13 protein-coding genes are annotated in these 15,758 nt (G+C 65.0%); 6 read left to right on the top strand and 7 right to left on the bottom strand.

Features of this window, described 5'->3' with window-relative positions:
- Positions 1-218: 218 nt before the first annotated feature.
- The gene (locus E8F12_RS01530; RefSeq protein ID WP_348532398.1) at positions 219-2,288 is read left to right on the top strand and encodes a FimV/HubP family polar landmark protein; all 2,070 of its coding nucleotides are present in this window, start codon (positions 219-221) and stop codon (positions 2,286-2,288) included.
- A gap of 164 nt (positions 2,289-2,452) precedes the next feature.
- On the opposite strand, the gene E8F12_RS01535 is transcribed toward E8F12_RS01530, so the two are convergent.
- The 6 genes from E8F12_RS01535 to gcl form a co-directional block, all read right to left on the bottom strand.
- A complete protein-coding gene (locus E8F12_RS01535; RefSeq protein WP_280323530.1) occupies positions 2,453-3,364 on the bottom strand; it encodes an urea transporter in 912 nt (303 codons plus the stop codon).
- A gap of 144 nt (positions 3,365-3,508) precedes the next feature.
- A complete protein-coding gene (pyk, locus tag E8F12_RS01540) occupies positions 3,509-4,924 on the bottom strand; it encodes a pyruvate kinase (protein WP_280323531.1) in 1,416 nt (471 codons plus the stop codon).
- On the bottom strand, positions 4,914-6,194 hold the full coding sequence (locus E8F12_RS01545) for a glycerate kinase (protein WP_280323532.1): 1,281 nt from the start codon (positions 6,192-6,194) through the stop codon (positions 4,914-4,916). Before E8F12_RS01545 ends, pyk begins: the two co-directional genes overlap by 11 nt.
- Before the next feature lie 305 nt (positions 6,195-6,499).
- Complete coding sequence (locus E8F12_RS01550) at positions 6,500-7,390, bottom strand: 2-hydroxy-3-oxopropionate reductase (RefSeq protein WP_280323533.1); 891 nt, start codon at positions 7,388-7,390, stop codon at positions 6,500-6,502.
- Positions 7,391-7,401: 11 nt separating this feature from the next.
- Positions 7,402-8,184: a hydroxypyruvate isomerase gene (gene hyi, locus E8F12_RS01555; RefSeq protein ID WP_280323534.1), complete on the bottom strand. Its 783-nt coding sequence runs from the start codon at positions 8,182-8,184 to the stop codon at positions 7,402-7,404.
- An 87-nt stretch (positions 8,185-8,271) separates the two neighbouring features.
- Entirely contained in the window at positions 8,272-10,047 is a 1,776-nt protein-coding gene (gene gcl, locus E8F12_RS01560; RefSeq protein WP_280323535.1) for a glyoxylate carboligase, read from the bottom strand.
- Positions 10,048-10,408: 361 nt separating this feature from the next.
- Here gcl and E8F12_RS01565 point away from each other — a divergent pair, with 361 nt between their 5' ends.
- Entirely contained in the window at positions 10,409-10,846 is a 438-nt protein-coding gene (locus E8F12_RS01565) for a heme-binding protein (protein ID WP_280288084.1), read from the top strand.
- 99 nt (positions 10,847-10,945) lie between these two features.
- Here E8F12_RS01565 and E8F12_RS01570 read toward each other — a convergent pair whose 3' ends face one another.
- Positions 10,946-11,575 carry a TetR/AcrR family transcriptional regulator gene (locus E8F12_RS01570; RefSeq protein ID WP_280323536.1) on the bottom strand — a complete coding sequence of 210 codons (630 nt, stop codon included), beginning with the start codon at positions 11,573-11,575 and terminating at the stop codon, positions 10,946-10,948.
- A gap of 200 nt (positions 11,576-11,775) precedes the next feature.
- On the opposite strand from E8F12_RS01570, the gene moaA reads away from it, so the two are divergent.
- From moaA to E8F12_RS01590, 4 genes are all read left to right on the top strand, one after another.
- The gene (gene moaA, locus E8F12_RS01575; RefSeq protein ID WP_280323537.1) at positions 11,776-12,771 is read left to right on the top strand and encodes a GTP 3',8-cyclase MoaA; all 996 of its coding nucleotides are present in this window, start codon (positions 11,776-11,778) and stop codon (positions 12,769-12,771) included.
- 119 nt (positions 12,772-12,890) lie between these two features.
- Positions 12,891-14,249, top strand: coding sequence for an 8-oxoguanine deaminase (locus tag E8F12_RS01580; RefSeq protein ID WP_280323538.1), 1,359 nt, complete (start codon positions 12,891-12,893; stop codon positions 14,247-14,249).
- Between the two features lie 127 nt (positions 14,250-14,376).
- Positions 14,377-15,195: a transporter substrate-binding domain-containing protein gene (locus E8F12_RS01585; protein ID WP_280323539.1), complete on the top strand. Its 819-nt coding sequence runs from the start codon at positions 14,377-14,379 to the stop codon at positions 15,193-15,195.
- A gap of 209 nt (positions 15,196-15,404) precedes the next feature.
- Positions 15,405-15,668, top strand: a complete 264-nt coding sequence (locus tag E8F12_RS01590; protein ID WP_280323540.1) for a hypothetical protein — start codon at positions 15,405-15,407, stop codon at positions 15,666-15,668.
- Positions 15,669-15,758: the final 90 nt, after the last annotated feature.

The raw sequence follows: 15,758 nt of genomic DNA on the forward strand, positions 1-15,758 counted from the left end.
GGAGCCCGCCATTACAGGTCTGCAGTGGGATGAATAAGGAGCGGCATCCCGCTATTATTGCTGTTTTAAGGTCAACGTATTTCGCGTCACCTCGAGGATGCCCGGGCGGGACATCGGGGGTGCAACTCGTGGGTACGGATGGCCGGGGAGGACGTATGGCGAGGGTTCACAAGCTCCTTCTGACGCTTGCGTCAGGCTCTGCATTCTATTCAGGCCTGGTGCCAGCCTTGGGGCTAGGCGAAATCTCCCTGCACTCCGCCCTCAACCAGCCACTGGATGCCCAGATCGAACTGCTCGAGGTCGGCGACCTCGACAACAGCGAAGTCAAGGTCAGCCTGGCCTCGACCGACGCCTTCGAGCGTGCCGGCGTCGATCGTTTCATCTTCCTCAACGACCTGCGCTTCAGCCCGGTTATCCGTGGCTCCGGCAGCCATATCCGCGTGGTATCCAATAAGCCGGTCCTCGAGCCTTACCTGAATTTCATCGTCGAAGTGGCCCGCCCCAACGGCAAGCTGCTGCGCGAGTACACCCTGTTGCTGGACCCACCGGGATCCGCCGCCTATACCGCCAGCGCCGCGCCGGTCAACCCGGCTCGCGCCGTTCCCGTCGCAACCACGAGCCAGGCTCCGGTACAACCCAAACCCGCGCCCGCAGCCACGCAAGGCAAGCGTTACCAGGTTGCGCCGGGCGACAGCCTCTGGCTGATCGCCAAGCGCCTCAGCGCCGGCAGCGGCATGACCCAGCAACAAGTGCTGGATGGCATCCAGGCCCTGAATGCCCAGACCTTCCCCGGTGGCGACATCGATCGCCTGCATGTGGGCCAGTCGCTGCTGTTGCCGGATGAAATTGCCGTTGCCGAAGTCCCTGCCGCTCCAGTCGCACCAGCGGCTGCTCCAATCGAGGCGCCGGCCCCGGTCGCCGCTGGTCCGAGCCTGGACGAGCTGACCCAGGCCCAGCAGCGGGTAGACTCCAGCCTGGCCCTGGGCGAAGTCGAGCGCGCACAGCTGCGACAAGACATCGCCGAACTGCAGGCGCGCCTGGAGTCCATGCAGCAGCAATTGAGCGGCAGCGATCGCGAGATGACCGAGTTGCAGGCCCAGGTCCAGAACCTCACCGCCGAGCCGGTCGCCGTCCCGGTCCGCGCAATCCCGCAGGCCCAGCCCGCTCCCGAACCCGTGCTGATTCCGGCCGTCCTGACCGTCGAGGAGCAGGAGCCGATCGCCGCCCAGCAAGGCAATTCCGGCATCAGCCCCTTCTGGTGGGCCATCATGGTGACCGGCCTGGTGCTGCTGTTCATCCTGGATTGGGTCCTGCTGCGCCGTTCCCGTCAGGAGAGCCAGCAGCAGGAACTGGCAGAGGCGCAGACCACCGGCAAGGCCAAGGTCGCCTTCCAGCATCGTCAGACACACCTTCAGCCCGTCACCCCGGCCAAGCCGGAACTGGTGCCGGCCGCCGTCAGGCCGTCGGTTGCGCTGCAGCTCGTGCCGGCTCCTGCCGCCCAGGCCAGCCACGACGCCCTGGAAGGCGCCAACATCTACATCGCCTACGGTCGCTGGCGTGAAGCCCTGGGCGCACTGCGCCCGGCCATCGCCCAGGAGCCGAAGCGTCTGGAGCTGCGCTATCGCCTGCTGGAGGTCCTGGGTGAACTGCGCGACTCGGCGGCCTTTGCCCACGAAGAAGCCGCGCTGCGTGACTTGCAAGCCGACGAAGAGCGCATCGCGGCGATCCGTGCACGCTATGCCGAAGTCGGCCCGGCCAGTACCCCGGCCGAGCCCGTCTTCGTGCTGGATGAACTCTCGCCGATCGAGGAAAGCAATGAGCCCATCGATGGCCGGCAGTCCGACTTCGATGGCTACCCGATGGATGCCGACTGGGAACAGGTCAGTCCCTTCAAGACTGCTGAGCCCAAGCGCAAGTCTGCCGTGGTCCAGGCCTTCCCCACCGTGGAAGAGGATATCGGCTTTCCCGCTAACCTCCAGGAACTGCCGGAGGTCTTCGAGCTGACCCTGGACGCCGACACCCTGACGCCCTTCGGCGAACTGCCCGAACTGTCCCAGGCCGAAACTCTGGACGAATTCACCGCGGAATTCGTCGATCCCCTGGTCAGCCTGGAAGAACTGGACAAGCTGGATGCCCGCAAGGAGAACCTCATCAAGCTCAACCTGGCGCTCGCCTATATCGAACAGGGCAATATCGAGGCGGCCTGCGGCATCCTCAACGAGGTGATTAGCGAAGGCGACGACCAGCAGAAACAGGAAGCCCGCGACCTGTTGGCAAAGATTGCCTGAACGGCGTCAGCCCGAATGAAAAAGCCCGGACTTGGTCCGGGCTTTTTCATTCGGGGTACGGAATTTTCAGGGAAGGGCGACGCGGGATTCCCGGATCTCATCCGGCCTAAGGCTGGGACTGCCGATGGGCAGTCCTTCGACCTGCTTGGCGAATGAATTCGCCTCTACAGCAACCGCCGTTGCGCCGGCTGCGCCATGCCCATCAGGCGCTTGGCCGCCAGCACCAGCCAGCAGGCGAGGATGAACGGCGCGGTCATGGCCGGCAAGCCGATCAGGGCAAAGCCGGGCTGCAGCAGCACGCCCAGCAGGATTCCGGCCAGCACGCACCAGGGGCGGCGGAAGTCCTTGCCCAGGACCAGGGCTATCAGCGCGCCATTGAGGCTGAACAGCCCACCCAGCACCGCCTGCATCGGCATGCCCACGAGCGACGCCAGGGCCAGGGCGGTGGTCGACCCCAGTAGCGCCCAGAGCGCCACCCGCCAGCCGGCGAGGAAGAGGGCGGCGATCACGCAGGCGCCGGCCAGGGGCTGGTCGAGGAAGATCACTTGGCCGATGCCGCGTACGACCGCCAGTGGCGTGTCTATCCAGCCGGGCTGCAGGGGCAACGCAGCCGGGGCGGAGGAGGGCAGCAGCTCCAGCGGGCCGCCGAGGGCCAGCAGCAGCCAGCCGAGAGCAACGAAGGGCGACGTATAGGCCGGCAGCCAGTTGCGCTGGCGCACGGCTTTCAGCAATGGATTGAGCAGCAGGCTGGACAAGCCGCTGGCACAGATGATCAGCAGCGCCAGATAGAGCGAGAGCTCAAAGCGGACGCTGAGCAGGAGGCCCAGGAGCACGCCGTTGTAGCCGTAGAGGCCGGCCTCTATGTCCTCGCGGGCGTAGCGCCGGCGCACCGCCGTGAGCCAGCCGACCGCACCGCCGAGCAGGGCGCCGCCCAGCAGGTCCGGGGCGCCGATGGCGATGGCGAGCAGGATCAGCGCGCCGCATCCGGGGTGGCGCTGGAGGAAGATCTGGCTGAAGCCGTTCAGTTGGGCGGAGGCCCAGCTACGGACTTCGGGTCGTAGAGGCAGTCGTTGCATGGCAGCTTGAAATAAAGAGGCGCCCTGGTGAGAGGGCGCCGATTAACTGGCGGTGGCCAGATGGGATTTCTTGTCCGCCCGACATCGAGGTCAGTGCGGGGAGCGCGGGTTCTCTATGGACCCCGTCGCTCCGGGTGTTTCATATCAATTCAGGGTTTCGATCCGCAGGCTGTTGGTAGTGCCCGGCTGGCCGAAAGGCACGCCGGCGGTGATCACCACGGTATCGCCACGCTTGGCCATGCCTTGGGCCTGGGCAATCTCCAGCGCGGTGCTGGTGACTTCCTCGACCTTGTGCAGGCGTTCATTGACGACCGAATAGATGCCCCAGGCCACAGTCAGGCGACGCGCGGTGTGGAGGTTCGGCGTCAGGCTGAGGATCGGCGCCTTCGGCCGCTCGCGGGAGGCGCGCAGGCTGGAGCTGCCGGACTCGGTGTAGTTCACCAGGGCAGCCACCGGCAGGATGCCGCTGATGCGGCGGATGGCGCAGCTGATGGCGTCCGAGGCGGTGGCCTCGGCCTGCGGGCGGCTGACGTCGAGTTGGCTCTGGAAGTCCGGGCCGTTCTCCACCTGGCGGATGATCTTGCTCATCATCTGCACGGTTTCCAGCGGGTAGTCGCCGGAAGCGGTCTCGGCGGAGAGCATCACCGCATCGGTGCCTTCGGCCACGGCATTGGCGACGTCGGTCACCTCGGCGCGGGTCGGCGCCGGCGAGAAGCGCATGGATTCGAGCATCTGGGTCGCCACCACCACCGGCCGGCCGAGCTGGCGGCAGGTGCGGATAATGTCCTTCTGGATGCGCGGCACGTTCTCCGCCGGCACTTCCACGCCCAGGTCGCCACGGGCGACCATGATGGCGTCGCAGAGGCGGGCGATCTCTTCCAGGTGCACGACGGCGGAGGGCTTCTCGATCTTGGCCATCAGGAAGGCGCGGCCCTGGATCAGTTCGCGGGCTTCGACTATGTCTTCCGGGCGCTGCACGAAGGACAGCGCCACCCAGTCCACGCCCAGCTCCAGGCCGAAGTCCAGGTCGCGGCGGTCCTTGGCGGTCAGCGGGCTGAGTTGCAGCACGGCTTCCGGCACGTTGACGCCCTTGCGGTCGGACAGCTCGCCGCCGGCCACCACCTGGGTATCGACGCCGTCGGCCTGCTTGGCGATCACCTGCAGGCGCAGGCGGCCGTCATCCAGCAGCAGGTTCATACCCGGCTCCAGGGCCTCGATGATCTCGGGGTGGGGCAGGTTGACCCGGCGCGCGTCGCCCGGGGTGTTGTCCAGGTCCAGACGGAAGGCCTGGCCGCGTTCGAGGTTGACCTTGCCGTCGGCGAAACGGCCGACGCGCAGCTTCGGCCCCTGCAGGTCCATGAGGATGCCGATGGGGTAGTTCAGCTGGCGCTCCACCTCGCGCACCCACTGGTAACGCTGGGCGTGGTCGGCGTGCTCGCCGTGGCTGAAGTTCAGACGGAACAGGTTGACGCCGGCCTCCACCAGTTGGCGGATGTCGTCGATGCCTTTGATCGCCGGACCGAGGGTGGCGAGGATTTTTACTTTCTTGTCAGGCGTCATTTTCAGGGCTCTCGAGAATCAGGATGGCGCGGAAGTCGTTCACGTTGGTGCGGGTCGGCTCGGTGACGATCAGGTCGCCGAGGGCGGCGAAATACCCGTATCCGTTGTTGTTGTCCAGTTCGTCGCTGGCGGACAGGCCCTGCTTGGCGGCACGGCTGAAACTACACGGGGTCATGATGGCGCCGGCATTGTCTTCCGAGCCGTCGATGCCGTCGGTGTCGCCGGCCAGTGCATAGACACCGGGCAGGCCTTTCAAGGTATTGGTCAGGCTCAGCAGGAACTCGGCGTTGCGCCCGCCACGGCCGTTGCCGCGCACGGTCACGGTGGTCTCGCCGCCGGAGAGGATCACGCAGGGCGGCTTGATCGGCTGGCCATGCAGCACCACCTGGCGGGCGATGCCGGCATGGACTTTCGCCACTTCGCGGGATTCGCCTTCCAGGTCGCCCAGGATCAGCGGGGTCAGGCCGGCGGCGCGCACCTTCTCGGCGGCGGCGTCGAGGGACTGCTGGGGCGTGGCGATCAGCTGGAAGTGGCTGCGGGTGAGGCAAGGGTCACCCGGCTTGACGGTTTCCGAGCGCGGGTCCTGCAGCCAGGCGCGCACATGGGTCGGCACTTCGATCTCGTAACGGGCGAGGATGGCCAGGGCTTCGGCCGAGGTGGTCGGGTCGGCCACGGTGGGGCCGGAGGCGATCACCGTGGCTTCATCGCCGGGCACGTCGGAGATCGCGTAGGTGTAGACGGTGGCCGGCCAGCAGGCCTTGGCCAGGCGGCCGCCCTTGATCGCCGAGAGGTGCTTGCGCACGCAGTTCATCTCGGAAATGGAGGCGCCGGATTTCAGCAGGGCCTTGTTGATCGCCTGCTTGTCCGTGAGGGTCAGGCCCTCGGCGGGCAGGGCGAGCAGGGAAGATCCGCCGCCGGAGAGCAGGAAGATGACCCGGTCCGATTCGCTGAGACCGCTGACCAGCTTCAGCACACGCTGGGCGGTTTCCAGGCCGGCGGCGTCGGGCACCGGGTGCGCGGCTTCCATCACTTCGATCTTCTTGCAGTCGGCGCCATGGCCGTAGCGGGTCACCAGCAGGCCGGAAATCTCGCCCTGCCATTCGCGCTCTATCACTTCTGCCATGGCTGCGGCGGCCTTGCCGGCGCCGATGACGATGACGCGGCCGGAGCGATCGGAGGGCAGGTGATCGGCCAGGACCTGGCGCGGGTGGGCGGCGGCGATGGCGGTGGCGAAGAGGTCTCGCAGCAGGCTTTGCGGGTCGATGGACATGACAGGCTCCGTGGCACTGGATTCTTGTTATGGGCTGGCCAGGCTTGCCTGGCGATCAGGCCGATTACAGTCCGGAACCGCCGCGTGCAGCGGTTCGGGACTGGAATCGACCCTCCTGGTCGTTGGCGCCGTGTCACCGCGGGCCAGGAGGGTCGAAGGGGGCCCACCGGCAAGGTCGGGCTTTGGTAGGTTGGTGCCGAGCCTGCGAGGCCCAACGATCGGAGCTGCCGGCTCAATGTTGGGCTTCGCTTCGCTCAGCGCCAACCTACAGGATTTCCTGGCTCAACCTTGCAGTGGGTAACGCATCACTCCTCGCGAATCGAGAAGTTGGCCATGTGCTCCAGGCCTTTGATCAGTGCGGAGTGGTCCCAGTTGCTGCCGCCGATGGCTGCGCAGGTGCTGAACACTTGCTGGGCGTTGGCGGTGTTCGGCAGGTTCAGGCCCAGCTCGCGGGCGCCGGACAGCGCCAGGTTCAGGTCCTTCTGGTGCAGGCTGATGCGGAAGCCCGGATCGAAGGTGCCCTTGATCATACGCTCGCCGTGGACTTCCAGGATCTTGGAGCCGGCAAAGCCACCCATCAGGGCCTCGCGGACCTTGGCCGGGTCGGCGCCGTTCTTGGCGGCGAACAGCAAGGCTTCGGCGACGGCCTGGATGTTCAGGGCAACGATGATCTGGTTGGCCACCTTGGCGGTCTGGCCGTCACCGTTGGCACCCACGCGGGTGATGTTCTTGCCCATGGATTGGAACAGCGGCAGGGCGCGTTCGAAGGCGTTCGGGCAGCCACCGACCATGATGCTCAGGGTCGCGGCCTTGGCGCCCACCTCACCACCGGATACCGGGGCGTCCAGGTAGGCGGCGCCGGTCGCCTTGATCTTCTCGGCGAAGGTCTTGGTGGCGGACGGGGAGATGGAGCTCATGTCGATCACGACTTTGCCGGCGCCAGCGCCTTCGACAACGCCGTCCTTGCGGAACAGCACGTCTTCGACCTGGGGGGTGTCCGGAACCATGATGATGATGAACTCGGCTTCCTGGGCAACCTCTTTCGGGTTGGCCAGGCCAACGCCGTTGTCGCCCAGCAGATCAGCCGGGGCCTTGTCGAAATGCTCGGAGAAGAACAGGGTGTGGCCGGCCTTCTGCAGGTTCTGAGCCATGGGCTTGCCCATGATGCCGGTGCCGATGAATCCGATTTTTGCCATGGGATTTGTCCTCAGATTGCGTTGTGCGACTTCAGCCAGCCAAGGCCAGCGACGGTGGTGGTAGCCGGCTTGTATTCACAGCCGATCCAGCCCTGGTAGCCGATGCGGTCCAGGTGCTGGAAGAGGAAGCGGTAGTTGATCTCGCCGGTGCCCGGCTCGTTGCGGCCCGGGTTGTCGGCGAGCTGCACATGGTTGATCGCGGCGAGGTTGAACTCGACGGTGCGCGCCAGGTCTCCTTCCATGATCTGCATGTGGTAGATGTCGTACTGCAGGAACAGGTTGGCGCTGCCGACCTTTTCGCGGATGGCCAGGGCCTGCTTGGTGTTGTTCAGGTAGAAGCCGGGGATGTCGCGGGTGTTGATGGCTTCCATCACCAGCTTGATGCCGGCGGCCTCGAGCTTCTCGGCGGCGAACTTGAGGTTCTCGACGAAGGTCTGCTCGATGGTCGCGCAGTCATGACCTTGCGGACGGATGCCGGCCAGGCAGTTGATCTGGGTATTGCCCAGTACCTTGGCGTAGGCGATGGCCTTGTCCACGCCGGCGCGGAACTCTTCCACGCGGTCAGGGTGGCAGGCGATGCCACGCTCGCCCTTGCCCCAGTCACCGGCCGGCAGGTTGAACAGCACCTGCTCCAGCTTGTTGGCGTCCAGGCGGGCACGGATTTCCTCTACCGGAAAATCGTAGGGGAAGAGGTATTCGACACCGCTGAAGCCGGCTTCGGCGGCAGCGGCGAAACGGTCCAGGAAGTCCACTTCGGTGAACAGCATGGAGAGGTTGGCAGCAAAACGGGGCATGAATGTCTCCTTCTTGTTCCCCTCTCCCGCAAGCGGAAGAGGGGAGGTGAAGCCCCTCTCCTGCCACGAACAGGAGAGGGGAGTCAGTCAGTCCAGCAGCGAGATGGCGGTCGGGGCGTCGGCGCCGGTCCTGGCCAGTTCCTCGAACTCGTTGATGGCGTTGATCTCGGTGCCCATGGAGATGTTGGTGACACGCTCCAGGATGACCTCGACCACGACCGGTACGCGGAACTCTTCCATCAGCTGCTTGGCCTTGGCGAAGGCACCCTGCAGCTCGTTGGCGTCGAATACGCGGATCGCCTTGCAACCCAGGCCCTCGACCACTGCGACGTGGTCGACGCCGTAGCCGTTGAGTTCCGGTGCGTTGACGTTCTCGAAGGACAGCTGCACGCAGAAGTCGATCTCGAAGCCGCGCTGCGCCTGGCGGATCAGGCCCAGGTAGGAGTTGTTCACCAGCACATGGATGTAGGGCAGGTTGAACTGCGCGCCCACGGCCAGCTCTTCGATCATGAACTGGAAGTCATAGTCGCCGGACAGCGCCACGACCGGACGGGTCGGGTCGGCCTTGACCACGCCGAGTGCTGCCGGAACGGTCCAGCCCAGCGGGCCCGCCTGGCCGCAGTTGATCCAGTGGCGCGGCTTGTAGACGTGCAGGAACTGCGCGCCGGCGATTTGCGACAGGCCGATGGTGCTGACGTAGCAGGTGTCCTTGCCGAAGAACTCGTTCATCTCTTCGTACACGCGCTGCGGCTTGACCGGCACGTTGTCGAAGTGGGTCTTGCGCTGCAGGGTGCGCTTGCGCTCGCGGCAGGATTCAACCCAGGCGCTGCGGTCCTTCAGCTTGCCGGCGGCCTTCCACTCGCGGGCGACTTCGAGGAAGGCGTCCAGGGCGGAACCGGCGTCGGACACGATGCCCAGATCCGGGGTGAACACGCGGCCGATCTGGGTCGGTTCGATGTCCACGTGGATGAAGCGGCGGCCTTGGGTGTAGACGTCCACCGAGCCGGTGTGGCGGTTGGCCCAGCGGTTGCCGATGCCGAATACCAGGTCGGATTCCAGCATCGTGGCGTTGCCGTAGCGGTGCGAAGTCTGCAGACCGCACATGCCGGCCATCAGCGGGTGGTCATCGGGAATGGTGCCCCAGCCCATCAGGGTCGGGATGACCGGTACGCCGGTCAGTTCGGCGAACTCCACCAGCTTGGCCGAGGCGTCGGCATTGATGATGCCGCCACCGGCGACCAGCAGCGGACGGTCGGCGTCGTTCAGCATGGCCAGGGCCTTTTCGGCCTGGATGCGGCTGGCGGACGGCTTCTGTACCGGCAGCGGCTGGTAGGCGTCGATGTCGAATTCGATCTCGGCCATCTGCACGTCGAACGGCAGGTCGATCAGCACCGGGCCTGGACGGCCGCTGCGCATTTCATAGAAGGCCTTCTGGAAGGCGTAGGGCACTTGGCCCGGCTCCAGGACAGTGGTCGCCCACTTGGTCACCGGCTTGACGATGCTGGTGATATCGACGGCCTGGAAGTCTTCCTTGTGCAGGCGTGCACGCGGGGCCTGGCCGGTGATGCAGAGGATCGGGATGGAGTCGGCGGAAGCCGAGTACAGACCGGTGACCATGTCGGTGCCGGCAGGGCCGGAGGTGCCGATGCAGACACCGATGTTGCCCGGGTTGGTGCGGGTGTAGCCCTCGGCCATGTGCGAGGCGCCTTCGACGTGACGGGCCAGTACATGGTCAATGCCGCCGATCTTGTTCAGGGCCGCGTACAGCGGGTTGATGGCGGCGCCGGGGATGCCGAACGCGGTGTCGATGCCTTCGCGGCGCATCACCAGGACGGCGGCCTCGATTGCTCTCATTTTGGCCATGTTTTGTGCCTCTTTCTTGTGAAAATTGTATACAAGCTACGTGGCTGGATTCTATTCAGCAGCTGACTGAAGGGTCAAGGCCATTTGTGAGGCTAAAGGTCGCAGGGCAGCGACTCTTTTAAAACGCCCGTTTCACGGGCCTCTGCACAGATGGTCAGGATGCCGACGGATCTAATGTATACAAAAAATAATGTGATTGTATCTATCTGTTGATTTTTTTGTGTTCGGTGGGATAGTGAGCTACAGCTTTCAGACGCGTCGAAGGACGGGCTGGAAAACGCCCGCATGGCCGCAGGAGTGTGCCGACCCTGGCCCAAACGACGCCGCACAAGGTTCAACCACTCACGAGGAACGCTTGAAAATGACCACTCTGACCCTGGAAACCGCTGTGAGCATTTCCAACCACGCCCTGGCCACTGGTCGGGAAATGCGCACGGCGCCGCTGACCATCGCCGTGCTGGATGCCGGCGGCCACCTGATCACCCTGCAGCGCCAGGACGGCGCCAGCATGCTTCGGCCGCAGATCGCCATCGGCAAGGCCTGGGGCGCCGTAGCCCTGGGCAAGGGCTCGCGCCTGATCGCCGCCGACGCGCAACAGCGCCCGGCCTTCATCGGCGCGGTGAACAACCTGGCCGACGGAAATCTGGTGCCGGCGCCGGGTGGCGTGCTGATTCGCGATGCCCAGGGACAGGTGATCGGCGCCGTCGGGATCAGCGGCGATACTTCGGATATTGACGAACAGTGCGCGGTGAGCGCCGTGGAAGCGGCAGGCCTGAAGGCGGATGCCGGCGCGGCCTGACGATCAGTGGGGCTGCTGCGCGGCCCTTAGCGAATGAATTCGCCCCCACAGAGAGTGCATCTCTGTGGGGGCGAATCTTTTGTAGGACCGATTGCTGACTCAGGCGCTCTTCGCCGGAACCTTTTCTTCGACCTCGCAGCCCTTGATCACCAGGCGGATGATGGTTTCCGCGGCGGCATCGTAGTCGGCGTCGCTGAGGCTGGCCTTGCCGGTGACGGTGGAGATCTGCCAGTCGAAGTCGGCGTAGGTCTGGGTCGCGGCCCAGATGCTGAACAGCAGGTGATGGGGGTCGACCTTGGCCATCAGGCCCTGGTCTATCCAGCGCTGGATGCACTCGATGTTGTGCTTGGCCTGTTCGTTCAGCTGCGCGGTCTGCTCGGGGGAAAGGTGTGGCGCGCCGTGCATGATCTCGCTGGCGAACACCTTGGAGGCGTAGGGCAACTCGCGGGAGATGCGGATCTTCGAGCGGATGTAGGCGGTGAGCACTTCGAAGGGGTGGCCGGCCTGGTTGAAGGGCGCGGAGGCCTGCAACAGCGGCTCGACTATGCTCTCCAGCACCTCGCGGTAGAGATTCTCTTTCGACTTGAAGTAGTAGTAGACGTTGGGCTTGGGCAGGCCAGCCTTGGCCGCGATGTCGCTCGTCTTGGTGGCGGCGAACCCTTTGTCGGCGAATTCCTCGCTGGCCGCGCGCAGGATCAGGTCTCTGTTGCGCTCGCGAATGCTGCTCACATCGGCTCCTTGTTTGGCTCGCCAGGGCGCCAGGAAGGCCGGCTGGCGAGAGGTCGGGCATGTTAGCACCGGGTTCGCGGCGCTCTCAAGCGAGCCACTGGATGAATTTCCTGTATACAAAACAAGGCGTTTCTGTTTCCATTCGGCATCCGTCCATGTCGCCGGTGTCCTGACCGGTGCGTGCTGCGGCAGGCTTCACCATGCAAGACAACCACTTGCTCGACCCTTTCGGGCGTCGAATTTCCTATCTGCGTCTTTCGGTCACCGACCGTTGCGACTTCCGTTGCACCTATTGCATGAGCGAGGACATGGTCTTCGCTCCCCGGGCGCAGATTCTCAGTCTGGAAGAACTCTATGCGGTGGCCGATGCCTTCATCGGGCTCGGGGTCACCCGCATTCGTATCACCGGCGGAGAGCCGCTGGTGCGCAAGGGGCTCACCTCCCTGCTGGCGCGCCTGGGAGCGCGTGATGAACTGCAGGACCTCGCCATTACCAGCAACGGTTCCCAGCTCGGGCATATGGCCGGCGAACTGCGCCGGGCCGGCGTCACGCGCCTGAACATCAGCCTCGATTCCCTGCAGCGCGAGCGCTTTGCCGCCTTCACCCGTCGCGACCGCCTCGACCAGGTTCTGGCCGGCATCGACGCGGCGCGGGCGGCGGGCTTCCGCCGGATCAAGCTGAACACCGTGGTGCAGAAGGGACGCAACGACGACGAGGTCCAGGACCTGGTGGCCTTCGCGGTGGAGCGTGGCCTGGATATCAGCTTCATCGAGGAGATGCCGCTCGGCAGCATCTCCAGCCATGAGCGCAAGGTCACCCTGTGCACCTCGGAGGAGGTGCGTGAACGGATCGAACAACGCTTCCAGCTGCTGCCCAGCAGCCACCGAACCGGCGGCCCGTCGCGCTACTGGCAGGTGATCGGCAGCGATACCCAGGTCGGTTTCATCTCACCCCACAGCCGCAACTTCTGCGGCGACTGCAACCGCGTGCGCGTCACGGCCGAAGGCAAGCTGGTGCTTTGCCTCGGTCACGAGGGCGCGCTGGATCTCAAGGCATTGATCCGCCGCCATCCCGGCGATGGTGCGAGATTGCGCGCGGTCTTGATCGACGCGCTCAGGCTCAAGCCGGAGCGGCATTTCTTCGAATCGGACCAGCAAGTGCAGGTCGTACGCTTCATGAGCATGACGGGCGGCTGACCGCGCCCGCACTCCAAATTCCAAGCAGTACATACGCCTTTGCGTAGGGTGCGCCGTGCGCACCGAAACTTTTCTGTCCGCCTACCGGTGCGCATGGCGCACCCTACAAGGAGCCCCGAATGGCTAAGACACTCTTGGTAAAGAACGCCGACCTGCTGGTGACCATGGACGGCCAGCGCCGTGAAATCCGCCAGGGCGGGATGTTCATCGAGGACAACCGCATCATCAAGGTCGGGCCGAGCGCCGAATTGCCGCAAACGGCTGACGAGGTGCTGGACCTCAAGGGTAAGGTCGTCATCCCCGGCCTGGTCAACACCCACCACCACATGTACCAGAGCCTCACCCGCGTGGTGCCGGCGGCGCAGGACGGCGAGCTGTTCAACTGGCTGACCAACCTCTACCCGATCTGGGCGCGGCTGACCCCGGAGATGATCCATGTCTCCACCCAGACCGCCATGGCCGAACTGATCCTGTCCGGCTGCACCACCTCCAGCGACCACCTGTACATCTACCCCAACGGCTGCAAGCTGGACGACAGCATCCACGCCGCCGGCGAGATCGGCATGCGCTTCCACGCCGCGCGCGGCAGCATGAGCGTCGGCCGCAGCCAGGGCGGCCTGCCGCCGGATTCGGTGGTGGAGAAGGAAGCCGACATCCTCAAGGAATCCCAGCGCCTGATCGAGGATTACCACGACGCCTCCCACGGCTCGATGCTGCGCGTGGTGGTGGCGCCGTGTTCGCCGTTCTCGGTGAGCCGCGACCTGATGCGCGAAGCCGCGGTGCTGGCGCGCCAGTACGGGGTATCGCTGCACACCCACCTGGCGGAAAACGTAAACGACATTGCCTATAGCCGCGAGAAGTTCGGCATGACCCCGGCCGAATACGCCGAGGATCTGGGTTGGGTCGGTCATGACGTCTGGCACGCCCACTGCGTGCAACTGGACGAGCATGGCATCGAGCTGTTCGCCCGCACCGGTACCGGCGTTGCCCATTGCCCTTGCTCGAACATGCGCCTGGCCTCGGGCATAGCGCCAGTCCGGCGCATGCGCGATGCCGGCGTGCCGGTGGGGCTGGGCGTGGACGGCTCGGCCTCCAATGACGGCGCGAGCATGATCGGCGAAGTGCGCCAGGCCCTGCTGCTGCAGCGGGTCGGTTTCGGCCCCGACGCCATGACCGCGCGCGAGGCCCTGGAGATCGCCACCCTGGGCGGCGCCAAGGTACTCAACCGCAACGATATCGGTGCTCTGGCGCCGGGCATGGTCGCCGACTTCGTCGCCTTCGATCTCGGCCATATCGCCTATGCCGGTGCCCTGCACGATCCGCTGGCGGCGCTGGTGTTCTGCACCCCGACCCATGTGTCCACCAGCGTGATCAACGGCAAGGTGGTGGTCCGCGACGGCCAACTGGTGACGGTGGACCTGCCACGGGTGCTGGAGCGCCACAACCAGCTGGCGCGGCAGTTGGTCACGGGTGAATAACGGTCCCGGATGAAGGGCTGACGGGATCCCGTAGGAGCGAGCTTGCTCGCGAAGCGCTTGCTGAGCGCTCTTCGCGAACAAGCTCGCTCCTACAGAAAAATCACCCCACAAGAACAAGGAGAAGGTAATGAAACCTCAGGTTTTCGGCTGGCTTGCTGCCGGCCTGCTGTCCGTCGATTGTGCCTTGGCCCAGACCTATGTGGTCGGGGTCGAGCAGCAGTCCTTTCAGCCCCACTACTGGATCAGCGACCAGGGCGAATACCAGGGCTTCGCCCGCGACCTGCTCGATCTGTTCGCCCGTGAAGCCGGACTGGATATCCAGTACCAGCCACTGCCGGTCAACCAGCTGACCCAGCACCTGCTCAACGGCAGCATCGACTTCAAGTACCCGGACAGCCCCAATTGGGCCGGCGACCTCAAGGGTGGCAAGGGCATCGCCTACAGCCAGCCGGTGGTGCAATACGTCGACGGCGTGCTGGTTGCGCCCAATCGCCAGGGCCAGGGCATCGACCAGCTGGCCCGGCTGGCGGTGGTGGACGGCTGGACGCCCTGGACCTACCAGGAGCGCATCGGTGCCGGCCAGACCCAGGTGGTGCGCAGCGCCGACCTGGGCCAGATGGTCAAGCAGGCGATGAAGCAACAGGCCGATGGCGCCTACTACAACGTGGTGGTCGCCACCTACTACCTCGACAACATCCGCGCGCGCCCCGGCGCTCTGGTGTTCGACCCGAAACTGCCGCACACCCGCGGCACGTTCAATCTCTCCAGCCTCAAGTACCCGGAGCTGATCGCGCGCTTCGACCACTTCCTCGTCGAGCACAGGGCGGAGGTGGACGCCCTCAAGGCGCGCTACCAGGTGGAGGCCAACCTGGATTCCGAGTACCTCGGGATGGAACAGTGGAAGGTCGATTTCCTCAAGCGCCAGAAGCAGAAAGCCAATCCCTGAGCGCACGTGACGGGCTCAGGGCTTGGCGGGGGAGCTCTGTCTGAAATTTGTACACAATTTTGAAAGAAACTGTTGTTAGCGCTGTTCACAGAGTGTATATAGTCAGGAAAACCTGACCGCCAGATCAGTTTTTCCTGGTGAAGTAAAACGGGTGTCCAGAAGCACCCTGCAAGCCCACGACCTAAAACAACAACAGGCAGGCTTTGACCATGAGTTCATCCGACATCACCAGGGCTCGTCCCGAGCTTCTCGACGCCCTGGAGGCCACGCCAGGCTCCAACGCGACCATATTCCTCCCGCTGCTGATCAGCCTGTCGCCGCACGAGCAGGCCGACGTGGAGGAAGACAAGTCCGAATCCCGGATCTCGCTGGTCGAGGTCCTGCACAACCCCCTGGACGAAGCCGAACAGCGCAACGCTGAAGACAGCCCGTCCGGTCGCGCCCGCCCGATCAGCCCCGGCCTTGGCGGCTGACTCCCGGCGCGCGAAACCCACTCCAGTCCCAAGCCTGCCTGAAACGCCTGCCCCGATACCGGGGCGGGCTTCGGGTGGGTGCGGGGCGGA

It is taken from the genome of Pseudomonas sp. BN102, assembly GCF_029871245.1.
Lineage (GTDB): Bacteria > Pseudomonadota > Gammaproteobacteria > Pseudomonadales > Pseudomonadaceae > Metapseudomonas.